The sequence below is a fragment of the Gordonia insulae genome (assembly GCF_003855095.1).
GTDB lineage: Bacteria > Actinomycetota > Actinomycetes > Mycobacteriales > Mycobacteriaceae > Gordonia > Gordonia insulae.
Window position 1 is genome coordinate 5,799,116 of record NZ_CP033972.1, and the last position, 17,322, is coordinate 5,816,437.

Genomic DNA, 17,322 nt, shown 5'->3' on the forward strand with positions numbered 1-17,322 from the left:
AGGACACAATTGATTTGTGGTACCGGTCACACCATTTTCGGGGTGGCGGGAGTAGCGCTCAGCCGATATCCCGACGCAGTTCGTGGTCGAGGGAGGCCCGGACGAGGGCGGCGGCCAGTACGGCGGGATCGCCGTCTGCGAGACGGCCGAGCGCCACGGCATCGGCCGGCAATCCGAGCTCATCGGCGACGGCGAGTGCCCGCTCGTCGAAGTAGGGTGCGACCCACTCCCACACCGCTTGCACTTCGCGCAGGAACACGTCCGCGCCGACGGGGCCGATCCCGGTGAACTCCTGGAGCAGTGTCGTGACGCGGGCGGGGTCCCGGTCCGACAACTCGGCCAGGTTGCGGAGATCGCCGTGATGGTCGTCGAGGACCTTGCGCGCGGCTTCCCCCAGCCGTGTCGCGGTGCTCTCGTCATAGCGGACGTAACGGCCGCGACCGAGGGCACCGACCAGACTCTGCCACTGCGCGTCGGCCATCTTCCTCGGCGTGCGGTAACCCGCCGAGAACAGTTCCCGGGCCGCCGCGACCGCGATGTCGGCCGAGATGCGGGCGCTCAGCAGGAGTGCGAGGACCAACAGCTGGAACAGTGGGGCCGGGGTGTCCTTGAGCGTGATCCCCGCATCGTCGGCATACGTCCGGCCGGCCCGCTCCACGAGTGATGCCGCGATCTTGCGCTGCTTCTCGGACACGCCGATTCTCCTCCCGTCGATCGTGGGTGGCCCACGCGATCGCGGTGGACTCGCCTTCTCGACGGGCGTACCCGGTCGGGGGTCCGCGCAATCACGCGGGAAAGCCGTTCGGCGTCAGCAGCACCGGGCGCCGGGATTGCGGTCCTGCTCGGCGTACCGACGCCGCCAGTACTCGCGCTCGGACAGGACGGGTTCGCCCGGGTGTATCCGAGCCGTGTGGTCGACGTAGCGCCGATAGTCACGATCGCCCATCACGCTGCCGACGTACCAGGACACGGCGGCAGCGCCCCGGCGCAGCGTCTCGATCACGGTGACCTCGTCCCGGTCGACGAATCGGCGGCAACCGGGCGCGCCGCCTCGAACTCGTCCCACTCACGTTGCAGCGCCTTCTCCGCGGGGGTGGTGATGAGCCCCCTCGGCCCGAAGATCCTCGATGGCACGGCTTCGTCCTCGGTCGTCGGCATCCCACCGAGACGAATCGACCGGAAGCAGATGTATGCGCCGACGATCGCGACGATCAGGACCAACACGGCGAAGATGATCGACAACGTGCCCTGGATGAACGTGTTGCGGATGACCGCGTCGATCTCGTCGGCGGACTTCGCCGTCTTGAACGTCGTGAGCCCCTGATCCTTGGCGTCGACGAATGCCCGGTGCTGGGCCCAGTATCCGATGGAAGGGTTGTCCGAGAAGATCTTCTGCCACGATGCCGTCATCGTCACGATCAGATCCCAGACGAGCGGGATACCCGAGACCCACACCCACTTCAGCTGACCGCGTTTGACCAGGACCACCGTCACCACCGTGAGGGCGACCGCGGCGAGCAGCTGATTGGCGATACCGAACAGCGGGAAGAGGGTGTTGATGCCGCCGAGCGGGTCGGTGACTCCCATCAGCAGGATCGATCCCCAGAGTGCGCAGACGATGAGGGTGCACAACCAGGCACCGGGCCGCCACGACGGATCCTTGAAACGTTTTGCGCCGGGCAGGTTTCCGATGCCGTCGGAGAGCATGAACCGGGCCACCCGGGTGCCGGCGTCGACGGTGGTCAGGATGAACAATGCCTCGAACATGATCGCGAAGTGGTACCAGAAGGCGCGGAGCTGTTCGCCGCCGATCGCCTCCTGCAACGTGTCGGCCATTCCCATGGCGAGTGTCGGCGCGCCACCGGTCTTCGACACGATCGACGCCTCGCCGACCCCTTCGGCCGCCTGCTGGAAGTGCTCTGCGGTCGCCGGCGTGCCGCCGAGGCCGAGGCCGTTGACATACTCGGCGGCGCCCTCGGCGGTGCCGTCGGTGACGGCCTTCGGTGCGTTCATCGCGAAGTAGAGGTGCTGGTCGAGGATGCATGCGGTGATCAGCGCCATGATCGCGACGAACGACTCGGTCAGCATGCCGCCGTAACCGATGATGCGGGCCTGTCCTTCCTTTGCCAGCATCTTCGGTGTCGTACCCGATGCGATGAGCGAGTGGAATCCGGACAGCGCGCCGCACGCGATGGTGATGAACAGGAACGGGAACAGCGTCCCGGCGAACGCGGGGCCCTGGCCGTTCCATGCGAAGTCGCTGACGGCCGGCGCCTCCATCACCGGACGGACCAGCAGGATGCCCACCGCCAGCAGCGCGATGGTGCCGACCTTCATGAACGTCGACAGGTAGTCGCGGGGAGCCAACAGCAGCCACACCGGTAGCACGGCGGCCGCGATGCCGTAGATGATGATCGCCCAGCTCAGCACGACCGGTGAGAGGCTGAACCAGTCCTGCCCCCACGAGGATTCGCCGACGTAGCGGCCCGCGACGATCGCGCCGAGCAGCAGCACCACACCGATGATCGACACCTCGCTGACGCGACCGGGCCTCAGGTAGCGGAGGTAGACACCCATGAACAGGGCGATGGGGATGGTCATCGCAATGGAGAACACGCCCCACGGGCTTTCCGCGAGCGCGTTGACGACGACCAGCGCGAGGACGGCGATCAGGATGATCATGATGACGAACACCGCGACGATGGCGGCCGTACCGCCGAAGGCGCCGAGTTCGTCGCGCGCCATCTGGCCCAGGCTGCGTCCGCGTCGCCGGGTCGAGATGGACAGGACCAGATAGTCCTGCACACACCCGGCGAACACCGCGCCGATGATGATCCAGATGGTGCCGGGGAGATAGCCCATCTGCGCGGCGAGGACCGGACCCACCAGCGGTCCGGCACCTGCGATCGCCGCGAAGTGATGCCCGAACAACACGCGACGGTCCGTGGGCATGTAGTCGCGGGAATTGTCGAGCAGCTCGGCGGGTGTCGCGTGGTCGTCGCGCGGCTTGACGACCTTCATCTCGATCATCCGCGCATAGAAGCGGTAGGCGATGACGTAGGTGCAGACCGCGGCGAGGACGAACCACACCGCGTTCACCGTCTCGCCGCGGACGAAGGCGACGATCGCCCAGGAGACCGCGCCGATCAGGCCGATGATCGCGAACAGGATCTTCTTCGCCGGCGTCATCGGTGAGCGATCGATGATCGCCACGGGTGGGAGGTCCGGATCGGTCTTGACGTACTCGATGTTCGGATCGTCCGCGCGTTCGTCGGTAACCGTCATCAGCGCAACCTTCCTCGTCTACGAGTGTGGCCCGGGTCACTATACAGCCCGAGGCGATCGCCGATCGTCGGGGACATTGAATCGAGATGCGGGCTCGGGCAGGCTGGCATCATGCCGAGTCCGTCATCGTCGTCGCGTCCGTCGTCGCCCGCCTCGTCCCGTCCGTCACGCCCAATCGATCACCACGCCCGCGCGACCGAGATCGTCGCGGGTCTGTCCGTCGCGGACAAGGCGGCTCTCGGCACCGGGGCGTCCTTCTGGTACACGGTGGGACTGTCCGATGTCGACGTCAGGCCGGTCATGTTGACCGACGGACCGCACGGCATACGCAAGCAGGGCGGCTCGGCAGATGCCCTCGGTCTCAACGATTCGGTTCCGGCCGTGTGCTTTCCGCCCGCAGTCGGGATGGCATCGACATTCGACGCCGATCTGATCGAACGGGTCGGGGATGCCTTGGGCGTCGAGTGCATCGCCGAGCGGGTCGGAGTCCTCCTCGGACCCGGCGTCAACATCAAGCGGTCACCACTCGGCGGACGGAACTTCGAGTACCTGTCCGAGGATCCGTATCTCACGGGCCGGATCGGCGCGGCACTGGTTCGGGGTGTGCAGCGCCACGGGATCGGGACGTCGGTCAAACACTTCGCGGTCAACAATCAGGAGCACGAGCGTCTCCGGGTGAGTGCCGACGTCGATGAGCGCCCGTTGCACGAGATCTACCTCCGGGCGTTCGAACACATCGTCGGTGCTGCGCAGCCGTGGACCGTGATGGCGTCGTACAACCGGATCAACGGCGTGTACGCGACGGAGAACCACTGGCTGCTGACCGAGACCTTGCGTGACCGTTGGGGATTCGACGGTCTGGTGGTGTCGGACTGGATGGCTGTCGACGACCGCGTCGCGGCGTTGGCCGCGGGCCTCGATCTCGAGATGCCGTCGAGCGGTGACCGCGGTCCGGGCGCCGTTCGGGCCGCTGCCGCGGATGACGCACGGACCGCGGCAGCCCTGGAGGCCGCCGCCTGCCGAGTCGTCGAACTCGCGCTCGCGGCCGCGGACAATGCTGTCGACGGGGCGACCTACGACCATGAGGCCCATCACCGTCTGGCACGAGAGGTGGCGCGCCGATGCCCGGTCCTGCTCAAGAACGATCCGGTGGGCGGTCATGGCCCCGTGCTGCCGCTGAGCAGGTCCACCTCGGTGGCGGTGATCGGCGAGTTCGCCCGCACGCCGCGCTATCAGGGTGGCGGGAGTTCCAAGATCAACCCGTTCCGGCTCGACACGGCCCTCGACGAGATGCGTGCACTCGCCGCAACGGACCGGGTCACGTTCGCGCCCGGATTCGCGCTCGGTGCAACCGACTCCGACGGGGACACGGTCGACGGGGACATGGTTGATGAGGCCGTCGCCGCGGCCAGGCAGGCCGACGTCGCCGTGGTCTTCCTCGGTCTGGGCGACGACGATGAATCCGAGGGTTTCGACCGTGCGGACTGGACGTTGCCCGCCCCGCAACTCGACCTGCTCCGCCGGGTGATCGAAGCGAATCCGCGTACGGCGGTGGTGCTCTCGAACGGTGGGGTGGTCGATCTCGACGAGGTCGACGAGGCGCCCGCGGTGCTGGAGGGATGGCTGCTCGGCCAGGCCGGGGGAGGCGCGATCGCCGATATCCTCTACGGACTGGTCGACCCCTCGGGCCGGCTGGCGGAGACGATACCGTTACGGCTGGAGGACAGTCCGGCGTTCCTTGACTTCCCGGGGGAGCAGTTGCATGTGCGCTACGGCGAGGGTGTGTTCGTCGGCTACCGATGGTATGACGCCCGCCGGCTGCCGGTGCGGTATCCGTTCGGACATGGATTATCCTATACAACAATTGAATTCGACGATATCTCGGTTGCCGAGAAAAATGATGGGCTTCATGTCGGTGTGACGGTGTCGAACACCGGTGAACGGCCGGGCCGCGCGATCGCGCAGGTCTACATCGGCCTCGACAAGTCGGTGGTGGCCCGACCACCGCGTGAACTCAAGGCGGTCGGCATCGCCGATCTCGAACCAGGTGAGCACCGTCGGCTCGACATCGAGATCGCGCGATCCGAACTGGCGTATTGGGATCGTGTCGTCGACGGCTGGGTCGTCGAGGGCGGCGAGTATCAGGTGCAGGTCGGCGCGTCGAGTCGCGACATCAGGCTGACGGCCGGCGTCGCAGTGGCCGGCGACGAACGCACCGTTCCGATCTCGGCGTCGTCCACACTCGGTGAGGTTCTCGATCACCCGACGGCCGGCCCCGCGCTGAGGTCCCGTATCGCGTCGACGATGGGCGTCGACGACCTCGATCCGACGATCCTGATGATGGTGTCGTCGTTCCCGATCGGCCGTATCGCGCCGATGCTCGGTTTCGACGAGACCGCGCTCGACGATCTGCTGGCCTAGAAATGCGCTGCGCGGCAGTGCCTTTTCTTCGCCGGCCGCTGGTCGAGTGGCCGACGAACGTAGTGAGGAGGTGTATCGAGACCTCAGGCGGCGATGGTGTCGAGGTGCAGGGTGCGTCGGTTGTAGGCGGGTAGTGGTGTTCTCGGGGCGTGGGCCGCGAGGTGGTCAGTTGTCGTCATTTTGGGATTCCGAGGCATCCGCCCACGGGTCACCCGGTGGGGTCCGTCGCCGTTGTCGTGGGCGTTCGCCGATGCACGGTGACCATCCCGCCGCGTCGCGGCGCGTACGCGACACCACGCGAATGCCACGCTTCCGGCTTCGCCGAGGTGGGTTCGATAGTGAAGTCGCGCAGCAGGATTCGTAGTACCACATCCATCTCCATGTGAGCGAAGGCGGCACCGATGCACCGGCGGGTACCGCCGCCGAAGGGGAGCCACGCCGGGCCGGGTGTGGTCCCGAGAAACCGGCCAGGGTCGAATCGCTCAGGGTCGCGGAACTGACGGCTGTCGTCGTGCAGTTGCGAGATCGCCACGAGGATGTTGTACCCCCGCGGAATCCGGTAGGGCCCCAGCTCGATCGAGTCGGCGACCACGTGGCGTCCGGCGAAGTCGATGACGGGCCGGCTCCGCTGGGTCTCCATGATGGTGGCGAGGCGCAACTCGTTTCCGCCGGCGTCGACCTCGGTGGTCAGCGCGTCGAGCACGTCCGGGTTGCGTTGCAGCCGTTCGACGGCCCAGGCGAGCGTCGTGGCGGTGGTCTCGTGTCCGGCGGCGAGGAGGGCGAGTAGTTCGTCGGCGACCTCCGCATCGGTCATGGCCGAGCCGTCGTCGTATCTGCTCTGCAGCATGAGCGCGAGGATGTCGTCGCGCTCGTCGAGTCGGGGATCGTTGCGCGCCTTGGTGATCAGGGTGTCGATGGTCGATTCGTAGGTTCGCCGGTGTGCCCTGAACGCACGGCGAGGGTCCAGCCGGCCGAGCGAGAAGGGGATGTCCGGAAGAGCCGCCAGCCGGGAGCCTGCGGTCACCATGGGCGGGATGATGTCGCGCAGGGTGTTCAATTCACGTCCGTCTGCGCCGAAGACCGTCCGCAGGATGACGTTGAGTGTCACGCGCATCATCGGCTCGAGGGTCGCGAACGGGGTTCCGGTCGGCCAGGTCCGGGCCTCGGCTTCGAACTCCTCGGCCACGACGGCCTCGTACTGTTTGATGCGCTTGCCGTGCAGCGGCGGTGTGAGCAGCTTGCGACGTCTGCGGTGATCGGTGCCCTCGAGCGCGAACATCGAGCCGTCGCCGAGAATGCGGCCAAGGCTTGGACGCACGTTGTTCACCTGGTCGGTCGGCGTCGTGAACAACTGCTTGGCCATCGTGGGGTCGGCGATCACGACGACGCGGCCGAACACCGGTATCCGAATGGTGAACGCACTGCCGTGACGGCGCGCCAGGGCCGCGACGGTCTGTCGCCTGCGGGTCATGAAGCCGAATCCCTGTATCGCGCTCGGCAGATGCGGGCCGGGCGGCAGCACCGCAGGGCGTGCCTCCGGGCCGGATTCGTGGTCGATGGACGAGGTGATCGGCTGTGCGGAGCGCATGTCCGCACCTCCTTCCCGAGGCGGAGGTGTTGGTACATCGACGTACCAGGGCGACGGTACGCTTACGTACCGCGATTCGGCAAGGGGCGTCGTATCGTTGGGTGGTGTCCGATGCCGTCCTACCCGATGTCGCGACGCCGACCACGTCCGGCGCGGGCGTGCGTCAGCGCCTGCTCGATGCGATGGCCACGTGCCTGATGAACCGGGGCTATCGCGAGACGACGGTGGCGGACGTCGTCCGGGTGGCGAGGACGTCGCGTCGCTCGTTCTATCAGGAGTTCCGCGACAAGCAGGCGTGCTTCGTCGAACTCCTGCGAACCGCCAACGACGCGATGGTGGCGGCGATCGCGGAGGGTGTCGATCGTGACGCCGAGTGGTACACGCAGATCCGCCAGGCCGTCCAGGCCTACGTGGCGGTGACCGAAAAGCACCCGGAGATCGCGTGGAGTTGGATCCGGGAACTGCCGGCACTCGGAGAGTCGGCGCGCACCGTGCAGGTCGAGGCGATGGAGTCGCTGATCGAGGTGTTGGTGCCCCTGACCGATTCGCCGCAGATGCGCGCAGCGGGGATCAGGCCGATGACCCACGAGACCGCGGTCATCATCTGGGGCGGAATCCGTGAGCTGGCGGCGTCGGCGGTGGAGGAGAAGCGCTCGCTCTACACGATCGTCGAGCCGGCGGTGGCGGCCTGCGTCGCGCTGGTCGGCGCCAACATCGAGGCGTGAAGCGATACCCGAAAGTTGTCGTACTACTACATTCGCGCCGATGGCATCGGGCCGGTGTGGCCCCCATTGCTGGCCCCGCGTGCTAGAACGCACAGGGGTCGTCGCATCGGCCCCGGGCAGGAGAGCACCATGTCACAGAGTCCGGACGGATCGGATACCACCGCCGTGACCAGCGAGGTCGAGATCGCGGTCGACGCCCCGCTGGGGATCATCACCCTGTCCGCGCCGCAACGCCGGAACCCGTTGTCGACGAGGACGATGCGGGCCGTCACCGCGGCGCTGAGACGATTCGACGCCGACCCCGAGGTTCGGGTCGTCATCGTCCGGGCGCTCGGTCCGGCGTTCTCCGCGGGCCACGACCTCACCGAACTGGTCGATCGGACTCTCGAGGACGAGCGCGCGGTCTTCGCGACCTGCACCGAGCTGATGACGGCCGTCCACGCGGTCCGGCAGCCGGTGATCGCGGAGGTCGCCGGACTCGCGTTCGCGGCCGGGTGCCAGCTCGTCGCCACCTGCGACCTCGCGGTCGCCGGTGTATCCGCGCGGTTCGCCACCCCGGGTGTGCGGATCGGACTGTTCTGCTCCACCCCGATGGTGGCCCTGACGAGGGCGATCGGGCGTAAGCGCGCCATGCGAATGCTGCTCACCGGCGATCCGATCGACGCGACCACCGCCGCCGACTGGGGCCTCGTGGGCGAGGTCGTCGCCGACGATGAACTGGCCGCCACGGTCCGTGACGTCGCACTGCGGATTGCCTCGTCGAGTGCGTCGACGTTGTCGATCGGCAAACGTGCTTTCTACGATCAGCTCGACCGGCGCGAGGACGAGGCATACGAGCTGATGCAGGAGACGATGGCGGTCAATGCGATGACCTGCGATGCCCAGGAGGGTATGTCGGCGTTCCTCGCGAAACGGGCGCCGGTCTGGACCGACTCATGACGGTGGTGCCACCCGGGCCGCGTCGGCGGTGAGATCGGCCAGGCGTCGCTCGGCACGCGCCTGATATGGCCGGGCGCCGGTGTCGCGGGCCAGCGAGGCGGCGGCACGCAGATCGTCGGCGCCATCCGCGCCGAGGATCGCCCGTGCGGTACCGCGGTAATAGATCGCCGGACCGAGGCACACCAGGCCGGGCCACTGCACGATCATCCCGGACGACCAGTCGGCCACGAATCGGTCCAGCCGTGCACAGAGGTCGCGCGCTGCGGATGCGTGGGCGGCGCTGCGACTGATCGGATAGAGCGCCTCGATCAGCAACGGGACTCGCGCGACGACGCGGGATCCTGTCCACCGGTCGGCGTCGAAGGTCAGTTCCGTGGCGATCTGCAGGGCGCGGTCCAGATCGCCCGACTCGGCCGCACCGAGTGCGATGACCAGGGCGAAGTCGTCATCGATCTCGTCGACGAGGGTGTCGAAGGTGGGCAGCATCGCCGCGAGTCGCCCGTGATGCCACGCCTCGATGGATCGGCTCGTCGCCATCGACGCATCGGTGAGGACTCGGGCACGCTCGGAGAGACCGCCGACGCTGCCGGCGAATCGCTCGGTCAGGGACCGGGCGGCGTCGTAGTCGCCCCGCAGCACGGCGAGCATGACCTGCCACCAGAGCTGCATGGTGTTCAGGTCGGTGCCGTCCCTTTTGCCGACCAGCCGGGCGAACTCGGCAGAGGTTCGTCGGGCCAGTCGGAGGTCGCCGGCCTCGAGGGCGCACACCCGTTGCAGGTGCAGGGCGGTGGCCCGGCGGTCGACATCGCCCGCCGACATCTCGTCGAGGCTGCGGGCGATCTTGCGCCGATCCTCGAGTTGATCGGGCTCCCAGCGGAGCAGGAATTCGGCCAGAGCGATCTCGTAGTCGACGGCCGATCCGCCGTCGGAGGACACCCGCGCGGCACCGAGATGATCGTCGGCGCCGGGCATCCCCAGCACGGTCAACCGGGCCGCCTCGGCTGCGTGCAGCCGCGCAGCGACGTCGGGGTGGATCCGGTCGGCGTGGGTCAGCGCCTCCCGCACCAGGGATGCGTTCGCCGAGAACACGACCCCGAATCCTGACCAGTAACCACCCACGCCGCGGGCGGTCGAGAGCAGGGCGGTGTCGGCGAGCGCGGGCCAGTCCCCGCGTGACCGGCTGATCTCCGCGGCCGCATCGAAGGAGGCGGTGGCCGCAGCGAAGTCACCGATATGGGTGGCGGCGCTTCCGGCGATCCGATGGAGCTCGACGGTCAGCACGTCGTCGTCGAGCGGGAGGCCGAGACCGCGGCGGGCGAGGTCGAGGGCACGGTGATCCGCGTCCGCCTGCAACGCGGTTCGCGCGGCCGTCAGGCACGCAGCCGCCGCGCGGACCGCGGTGTCGTCGTCGACGGCGGACTCGGCCAGGTGGACCGCGATCGCCGACCGATCATCGGGCGACACCGACGTGAGGGCCGATGCGATCCGGGTATGTGCGGCGATGCGTTGTGCACGAGTCGTTGTCGTGAGGATCGCCTCACGGACCGAATCATGGCTGACGCACAGTGCGCCCTCGTCGGAAATCGTCGTCAGTCCGCTCCGGACCAGGGTGACGCCGACGGATCGGTTTCCGGCCGCACCGAGTTCGGCCCACAGGTCGGCGGGCAGGCGGCCACCCATGACCGCCAGGACGGTCACGAGTTCGCGGGCCGGTGCGGTGAGCTCGTCGACACGGGTGGTCACGAGGTCACGGGCCGGCCGGGCCGGGTCGGGTCTGGATCCGACCGCGACGGCATCGCACAACTGTTGGGCGAGAGCCGGATTGCCGAGGCTCTGGTCGGCCAGCTCGGCGTCGTCGACGTCGGGCGAGATGTCGAGGTCGCCGAACCGGTCACCGATCAATTGCCGGATGTCGTCGGGGGAGAGTGCACGCACGGTGACCTCGGAGACGGTTCCGTGGCGGTCGAGAGCGGATCGCACGATGTGCACTGAGTCGTCGTCCGGCAGCCGACACGTCGCGATCACGGTCAGCGGCGCGCGCGGCATGCCGGACACCACGCGCGCCAGCAGTCGGGCGGAGTCGAGATCGAGCCACTGCAGATCGTCGAGCAGCAGGACGGCGCGACCGTGCGCGTGAATGTCGGACCAGAGGTGAGCCGACACCTCGGCGATCATCGATGTCGATTCGCCTGTGGTGCCGAACATCTCCTCGATCGCTGCGAAGACCGTGCCGCCGGCGGCCGGCCGGCCGACGAATCGGCGGGCGACGGCACCGTGCCGGGCGACGAGGTCCTCGGCCAGTGCGGTCTTGCCGATTCCGGACGGTCCGACGAGCAGGACCCCGGTGGGTCGGGTCGCGCCGATCCGCCACACGCCGTCGAGCAGGGCGGTCTCGGCCGCGCGGCCGATGAGTCGGGGGCGGTCCGCGCGGACCCGCGCGGTGACTGCCGGTGGTGGTGATTCGAGGAGCTCCGCCTCGAGGGCGCACGTCTCGGCGCTCGGGTCGAGGCCCAGATCGTCACCGAGCCTGCGCCGCACCCGGCGGATCGTCTCCAGGGCGTCGGCGGTGCGGCCGTCGTCGGACAGCGCCCGCGCCAGCGCACGCGCGGACCCCTCGCGGTACGGGTGACGGTGACACAGCGATGTCAGCAACGTCACCGCACGGTGCGTGTCGCCGACCGTGCGCAGTGCCGCCGCCGCGGATTCGGTGAGTTCCGAACGCATCTCGTCCAGCCGTGCGAGTTCCGGTGCGTAGTCGGCGATGTCGGCGATCTCGGGCAGCGGGTCCCCGCGCCACAGGTCGAGGGCGCGACCGAGCAGGACCGCCGCCGCGGCGGGATCGGTCCGGGCGGCCTGCAGACCCTCCTGGCCGAGGCGGTCGAGAAGGTCGAGGTCGGTCGCCGCGCCGTCGCAGCGCAACACGTAACCGGCGGGCATCGTGTCGATCCGCACCGATCCGGTCGGGCCCAGCAACTTGCGGAGGCGCGAGACGTAACCGTGCAGGGTGCTGGTCGCCGAACGTGGTGGTGCGCCCCGCCACAACAGGTCGGCGACACGTTCGGGTGAGCAGGCGCTGCGCTCGACGGTGAGAATGGCCAGCAACTCGGCGTGCTTGCGTGCGGTCGTGGCGATCGGCGACCCATCGGCAGCGGTCACCGACAGGGGGCCGAGAACCCTGATCGGGATCAACGGATCGGTAGCTGCCACGTCCATCCGTCCGGTGGTCGTCAGGCCCGCCCGTGTCGTCGAGAAATCGGCTTGACCTGGTCCGATTGTGGCGCTGGTGCACGCACCAGCGTCGCACAAGGCTAACACCAGGCAGCACGGTGAAGCTCGACGACATGACACACACAACGCACATCAGCACCACCGCACACATCGAATCCGACGACACACCCGGGCCCTTTCGGTCGCCGAGCTGGCCGGCGCTGCGCAGACTGACCGGCGCGGCCCTGGTGGCCGGCGGCGTCACCTGTATCGCCGGTGGCACCTTGCATCCGATCGTCGCGGGCAAGGCGCACTCGGTGGCCGCGCTGCACGGCGCGGGCGCCCCGTGGGCCCAGATCCTGCTTGCCGTCGGGACGACGCTGCTGCTCCTCGGACTGCCCGGTATGTACGCGTGGCTGGCACCCCGCATCGGCGTCGCCGGATTCGTCGGCGTCGTCGCCTATTTCGTCGGGAATCTCGTCACCGCGACCGGACACCTCACCGTCGAACTGTTCGTCGCCTACCCGTTCGCCCACGATCCGGCGACCGCATGGATCATCGCCGGCGACGACACCATGGTGGGCACCACGGCGTTCGCGATGCTCAACACCGTCGGCGGCCTGGTCATGCTCGCCGGCATGGGACTGCTCGGCGCCAGCCTGATCCGCAATCGGGCTGTCCCGCTGTGGATCGGCGTGCTCACGCTCGTCGGGATGGTGGGTTTCATGGTGCCGCTGCCGGCGGTGGAAGGATTCTCCGGCTTCATCTACGAGGCACCGCGCGGAATCGCGGTGATCGCCATCGGCATTCTCATGCTGCGGAATCGTCTCCACGAACGGTGAACAGACCCAACCGACACCGAAAAGGCCGCTGCCATCCCCCGCGTGATGGCAGCGGCCCAGGGGTTCGCGTCGCGATCAGGTTCGGGTCGACGCCGCGAACCTGGCGAGATGGGCGTCTGCCGAGCCGAATTCGTATTCGACCGCCGTGAGCCGGCGGAAGTAATGGCCGATGGCCAATTCCTCCGTCATCCCCATGCCGCCGTGGAGTTGCACCGCGTTCTGACCGATGAAGCGGGCCGCACGGCTGATCGTGGCCTTGGCCGCGGACACCGCTGCCGCCCGTTCCGCCGGGTCCGCATCGAGGGTCAGGATCGCGTAATACTGTGCTGCGACCGCCTGTTCGAGTTCGATGTGCATGTCGACCATCCGATGCTGCAGCGCCTGGAAGCTGCCGATGGGCTGACCGAACTGCTGACGCTGCTTGGCGTACTCGACGGTGTCGGAGAAGACCTTGCGCATCGCGCCCACCGCCTCGGAGACCACCGCTGCGGTCGCCTCGTCCCAGGCCTGCTCGAGGAGCGGCAACGCACCACCCTCGGGCCCGATCAGGGCATCGGCGTCGACCTTCAGGTCGGTGAAGACGAGGTCGGCCGCTCGGCGGTCGTCGATGGTGCGCAACTCGTGCACCGTCAGGCCGTCCGGAGTGTGCTCGCCGAGGTCGATCAGGAACAGCGAGATGCCGTCGCGGTCGCGATCCTGCCCGGACGTGCGGGCGCTGACGATCAGGTGATCGGCGATCGGAGCGGACGTGACGACAGCCTTCGCCCCGTGCAGAACCCAGGCGTCACCCGAGCGTTCGGCGCGGGTCGCGACATGATCGAGTCGTCCACCCGATCCGTCCTCGACCGTCGCCAGTGCCGACAGGGCGCTGCCTGCCGCGATCTCCTGTGCGATGGCGACGGCGCGGTCGTGACCGGTGCGCGCGAGCAGGCGCGCACCGAGTACGACGGTGTCGATGAACGGTTCGACGACCAGTGCGTATCCCAGCGCCTCTGTGACGACCATCAGTTCCTCGGGTCCGCCGTCGTCGCCGCCGACCGATTCGGGCAGACAGGCGCCGATGACGCCGAGTTCATCGGCGAATGCTCGCCAGATCTCGGGTTGCCAACCGTCGCCCATCTTCGCCGCTTCGCGACTCGCGGCCAGATCGTATCGGGCGCCGAGGAATTTGGTCAGGCCGTCCCGGAGCAGTTGCTGTTCAGGCGTGAGGGTGAAGTCCATGATGATGTGCTCCCGTCGATTCTCTAGCCGAGCCCGAGTGCGGCTTTGGCGAGGATGTTGCGCTGGATCTCGTTGCTGCCGGCATAGATCGATCCGGCCCGGTCGTTGAGATAGTGCAACGGCGAAACCGCCTGCCAGTCTTCGCCGCTCACATACCCGTCGGCGGGTGGTCGGTACTGGGCGATCGGTCCGCCGGGCACGGCGGCGTGGGGTTGATAGACCCGGCCGTGTGGCCCCGCGGCCTCGAGATCGATCTCGGTGATCCGTTGGCTGAGTTCGGTTCCCAGGATCTTGAGCATCGACGCCACGGAGCCCGCGTCGCCGCCCGAACTCATCGCCGCCAGCGCCCGGTACTCCAGGACCTCGAGGATCTTGGCCCGTACCCGGGCGTCGGCGAGCTTCGCCGCGAAGGCCGGCTCATCGATGAGTGGCCCACCCGACGGGCCGGTGACCGTTGCCGCACGGTCGGCGATGTTCTCGCAGTTCACCTGGAGAGCGGGCGCGACGGCGCCGCCACCCCGCTCGAAGATCAACAGGTACTTCGCCACGGTCCAACCGTCGTCGATGGCGCCGAGCACGTTGGCTTTCGGGACCCGCACGCCGTCGAAGAAGACCTGTGCCTGGATCTGCTCACCGGAGGCCATGACCAGCGGCTGGACCTCGATGCCCGGTGAGTTCATGTCGATGAGCAGGAAGGTGATGCCCTGCTGTTTGCGCTCCTGCCGGGAGGTGCGGACCAGACAGAAGATCCAGTTGGCCTCCGCGGCATGGGTGGTCCAGATCTTGCTGCCGGTGACGACGAGGTCGTCCCCGTCGCTGACCGCCGCCATGGACAGCGACGCCAGGTCGGAGCCCGACTCGGGCTCGGAGTAGCCCTGGCAGAAGAAGACACTGCCGTCCAGGATGCCCGGCAGGAAGTGATCCTTCTGTTCGGGTGTGCCGAAGGCCATGATCGCGTGCGAGACCATCCGAATCCCCATGGGGGACAGCGCGGGTGCACCCGCAAGGACGGATTCGCGGCTGAAGATGTAGTGCTGGGTCTGCGTCCAGTCGCATCCGCCGTACTCGACCGGCCATGCCGGTGCCGCCCAGCCGCGGGCGTGCAGGATGGCCTGCCACTTCATGGACGCCTCGTGGTCGGCGTACACGCTGGTCCGCAGTCGGCCGGCCGCACGCAGGTCGGGGGTGAGGTTGGCGTCGAGGAACTCACGCACCTCGTCGCGGAACGCGATGTCGGTATCCGACCAGGTCATGTCCATCGAGTTGTCACCTCTGTCTCCACGCGGCGATACGGCGCGGGCGCGGCGTATCAGATATATGTAACCGCTTGGAATGTACTTCAGGTCACGTCGCGGGGAAAAGTCGGATGCCCGGTTCCGTCAGGCGACCCGATTGAACGGGTCGTGCTCGGCCATGATCTTGTCCATCCGGGCCTCGTCGAGGCGTGCGCGGACCGTCGTCTGTTCCTGCCTATCCCGCACCACCTTGGCCAGGGTGAAGGTGCTCGAGGTGAGGAACAGTGCCGTGATGGCGAGGAAGCCGCGCTGCCAGGGGTCCAGGGGGAGATAGAGGATGCCGACGACGGCCGTCGCGAGACTGACTGCGAAGGCGATCGCCGACTGCAGGTAGTAGGCGGCGGTGGTGGGGGTCTGGGGGATCTCATTCGAGTTGCTCATGCGGATCAGATTCCCAGGAGCGACGGCCGCCCGGATGCGTGTGACTACTCAGTTCGGCTGAGTAGACCCGCCGGAATCGTCGGGTGTGGCCGACCGATCGGGTTCATCGGCCGCGTCCGCCGGTGGAGTGGGGGTGCCGACCGGGGCCGGCGGTGGCGAATCCGGGGGTGTCGAATCCGGCGGTGGCTCCACCGCATCCGCTGAGTCCGGCGGTGTGACCGCCTCCTTGGGTGCCGACGAGGCGAGCAGTACGTCCGCCCAGCGGGTCGCGGGATCGATGTCGATCAGCAGGGCCTTGGACATCAGGGTCAGCGGGACGGCGAGGATCGCGCCCAGCGGTCCGATCACCCACGCCCAGAACACCAGTGACAGGAAGGTCAGGGTGGTCGAGAGCCCGACCGCATCGCCGACGAATTTCGGCTGGATGACGGACTGGATGATCACGTTGATGACGCTGTACACCGCGATCACGAGCAACATCTGGCCGACGCCGCCGTCGAGCAGGGCGAGCAGGGCGGGCGGGATGAGCCCGATGACGAACCCGATGTTGGGGATGTAGTTCGTGATGAACGAGAGCAGACCCCAGAGGACCGGCAGGGGCACGCCGATCAGCCAGAGGAAGCCGGTGTCGAAGACCGCGACGATCAGACCGAAGACGGTCGAGACCAGGAGGTAGCTGCGGGTACCGCGGGCGAAGCTGCTGAATGCGCCTGCGATGTCGGCTCGCTGGTTGCGCAGGAAGTTGATCCGTTTGTCGAACGAGATCGCGTCGGCCGACATGAACAGCAGCAGCGCGAGCACCAGGACCAGCGACGACGCGATCGACAGGGTGCTCTCGAGCAGGGTGGTCACATAGCCGAGCGCCTTGCCCGGGTCCATGTGCGAGATGGTCTGATGCACCTTGTCCTGGCTGACCCCGTGATCGGTCAGCAGTTTCTGGAAATTGTCGAGCAGTTGCTGGAACTTGTCCGAGTACTCCGGCAGGATCGTCGCCAGCCGGGCGACGGAGAAGACCAGGGAGCCGAAGAGCGCCAACAGGATTCCGTACACGGCGAGCAGCGTCGCGAGGAACGCGACCCAGGTCGGCAGGCCCTTGCGCCGCAGCCACGCCGGAATCGGTTGCACGGCGACGGTCAGCATCAGGGCGAGAAAGATCGGTCCGACGAGTCCGGCGACCGCTTTCATCCCACCGACCGTGACGATCAGACCGGCGATGGTGAGCAGCACGATCGTCCCGCGGGGGATCGACCAGTCGGCCTTCTCGTCGTCCGTCGCCGATTGCTCAACTGTCATTCATCAGGCCTCTCGTTCACGCCGTTGCGCTGTGCGGCTCGACCGTGTGCGTCCGGTCGGGGAGGTCGCGGGTCGGGGTGATCGTACCCCCGGCCCGCGCGGCGCGGCGTCATCCGAGGCGGGTG

13 protein-coding genes are annotated in these 17,322 nt (G+C 67.9%); 4 read left to right on the forward strand and 9 right to left on the reverse strand.

Going from position 1 to position 17,322, the window contains the following annotated elements:
- Window positions 1-58 precede the first annotated feature (58 nt).
- From D7316_RS26230 to D7316_RS26240, 3 genes are all read right to left on the reverse strand, one after another.
- Window positions 59-694 (reverse strand): HhH-GDP family DNA glycosylase, encoded by a 636-nt coding sequence (locus D7316_RS26230; RefSeq protein WP_197718304.1) that lies wholly within the window; start codon window positions 692-694, stop codon window positions 59-61.
- Window positions 695-808: 114 nt separating this feature from the next.
- Window positions 809-1,003: a YbdD/YjiX family protein gene (locus tag D7316_RS26235; protein ID WP_124710865.1), complete on the reverse strand. Its 195-nt coding sequence runs from the start codon at window positions 1,001-1,003 to the stop codon at window positions 809-811.
- The gene (locus D7316_RS26240) at window positions 1,000-3,285 is read right to left on the reverse strand and encodes a carbon starvation CstA family protein (RefSeq protein ID WP_124710866.1); all 2,286 of its coding nucleotides are present in this window, start codon (window positions 3,283-3,285) and stop codon (window positions 1,000-1,002) included. The genes D7316_RS26235 and D7316_RS26240 overlap by 4 nt, the downstream gene beginning before the upstream one ends.
- A gap of 111 nt (window positions 3,286-3,396) precedes the next feature.
- Here D7316_RS26240 and D7316_RS26245 point away from each other — a divergent pair, with 111 nt between their 5' ends.
- Window positions 3,397-5,706: a glycoside hydrolase family 3 C-terminal domain-containing protein gene (locus tag D7316_RS26245; RefSeq protein WP_124710867.1), complete on the forward strand. Its 2,310-nt coding sequence runs from the start codon at window positions 3,397-3,399 to the stop codon at window positions 5,704-5,706.
- 208 nt (window positions 5,707-5,914) lie between these two features.
- Here D7316_RS26245 and D7316_RS26250 read toward each other — a convergent pair whose 3' ends face one another.
- Window positions 5,915-7,294, reverse strand: a complete 1,380-nt coding sequence (locus D7316_RS26250) for a cytochrome P450 (RefSeq protein ID WP_124710868.1) — start codon at window positions 7,292-7,294, stop codon at window positions 5,915-5,917.
- Window positions 7,295-7,398: 104 nt separating this feature from the next.
- Here D7316_RS26250 and D7316_RS26255 point away from each other — a divergent pair, with 104 nt between their 5' ends.
- Together D7316_RS26255 and D7316_RS26260 are read left to right on the forward strand one after the other, a co-directional pair.
- A complete protein-coding gene (locus D7316_RS26255) occupies window positions 7,399-8,019 on the forward strand; it encodes a TetR/AcrR family transcriptional regulator (protein ID WP_232017093.1) in 621 nt (206 codons plus the stop codon).
- A 129-nt stretch (window positions 8,020-8,148) separates the two neighbouring features.
- Window positions 8,149-8,958 (forward strand): enoyl-CoA hydratase, encoded by an 810-nt coding sequence (locus D7316_RS26260; protein ID WP_124710869.1) that lies wholly within the window; start codon window positions 8,149-8,151, stop codon window positions 8,956-8,958.
- Here the strand turns inward: D7316_RS26260 and D7316_RS26265 are convergent.
- The gene (locus D7316_RS26265) at window positions 8,953-12,171 is read right to left on the reverse strand and encodes a BTAD domain-containing putative transcriptional regulator (protein WP_124710870.1); all 3,219 of its coding nucleotides are present in this window, start codon (window positions 12,169-12,171) and stop codon (window positions 8,953-8,955) included. The two genes, D7316_RS26260 and D7316_RS26265, sit on opposite strands and share 6 nt — an antisense overlap.
- Window positions 12,172-12,299: 128 nt before the next feature.
- Between D7316_RS26265 and D7316_RS26270 the strand changes: the two genes are divergently transcribed.
- Window positions 12,300-13,007, forward strand: coding sequence for a hypothetical protein (locus D7316_RS26270; protein WP_124710871.1), 708 nt, complete (start codon window positions 12,300-12,302; stop codon window positions 13,005-13,007).
- A gap of 75 nt (window positions 13,008-13,082) precedes the next feature.
- On the opposite strand, the gene D7316_RS26275 is transcribed toward D7316_RS26270, so the two are convergent.
- The 4 genes from D7316_RS26275 to D7316_RS26290 all read right to left on the reverse strand — a co-directional run bounded on the left by D7316_RS26275 (window position 13,083) and on the right by D7316_RS26290 (window position 17,197).
- Complete coding sequence (locus tag D7316_RS26275) at window positions 13,083-14,228, reverse strand: acyl-CoA dehydrogenase family protein (protein WP_124710872.1); 1,146 nt, start codon at window positions 14,226-14,228, stop codon at window positions 13,083-13,085.
- 23 nt (window positions 14,229-14,251) lie between these two features.
- Window positions 14,252-15,487: an acyl-CoA dehydrogenase family protein gene (locus tag D7316_RS26280; RefSeq protein WP_124710873.1), complete on the reverse strand. Its 1,236-nt coding sequence runs from the start codon at window positions 15,485-15,487 to the stop codon at window positions 14,252-14,254.
- A 120-nt stretch (window positions 15,488-15,607) separates the two neighbouring features.
- Window positions 15,608-15,904, reverse strand: a complete 297-nt coding sequence (locus D7316_RS26285; RefSeq protein WP_124710874.1) for a YiaA/YiaB family inner membrane protein — start codon at window positions 15,902-15,904, stop codon at window positions 15,608-15,610.
- A gap of 48 nt (window positions 15,905-15,952) precedes the next feature.
- Window positions 15,953-17,197, reverse strand: coding sequence for an AI-2E family transporter (locus D7316_RS26290; RefSeq protein WP_124710875.1), 1,245 nt, complete (start codon window positions 17,195-17,197; stop codon window positions 15,953-15,955).
- Window positions 17,198-17,322 lie beyond the last annotated feature (125 nt).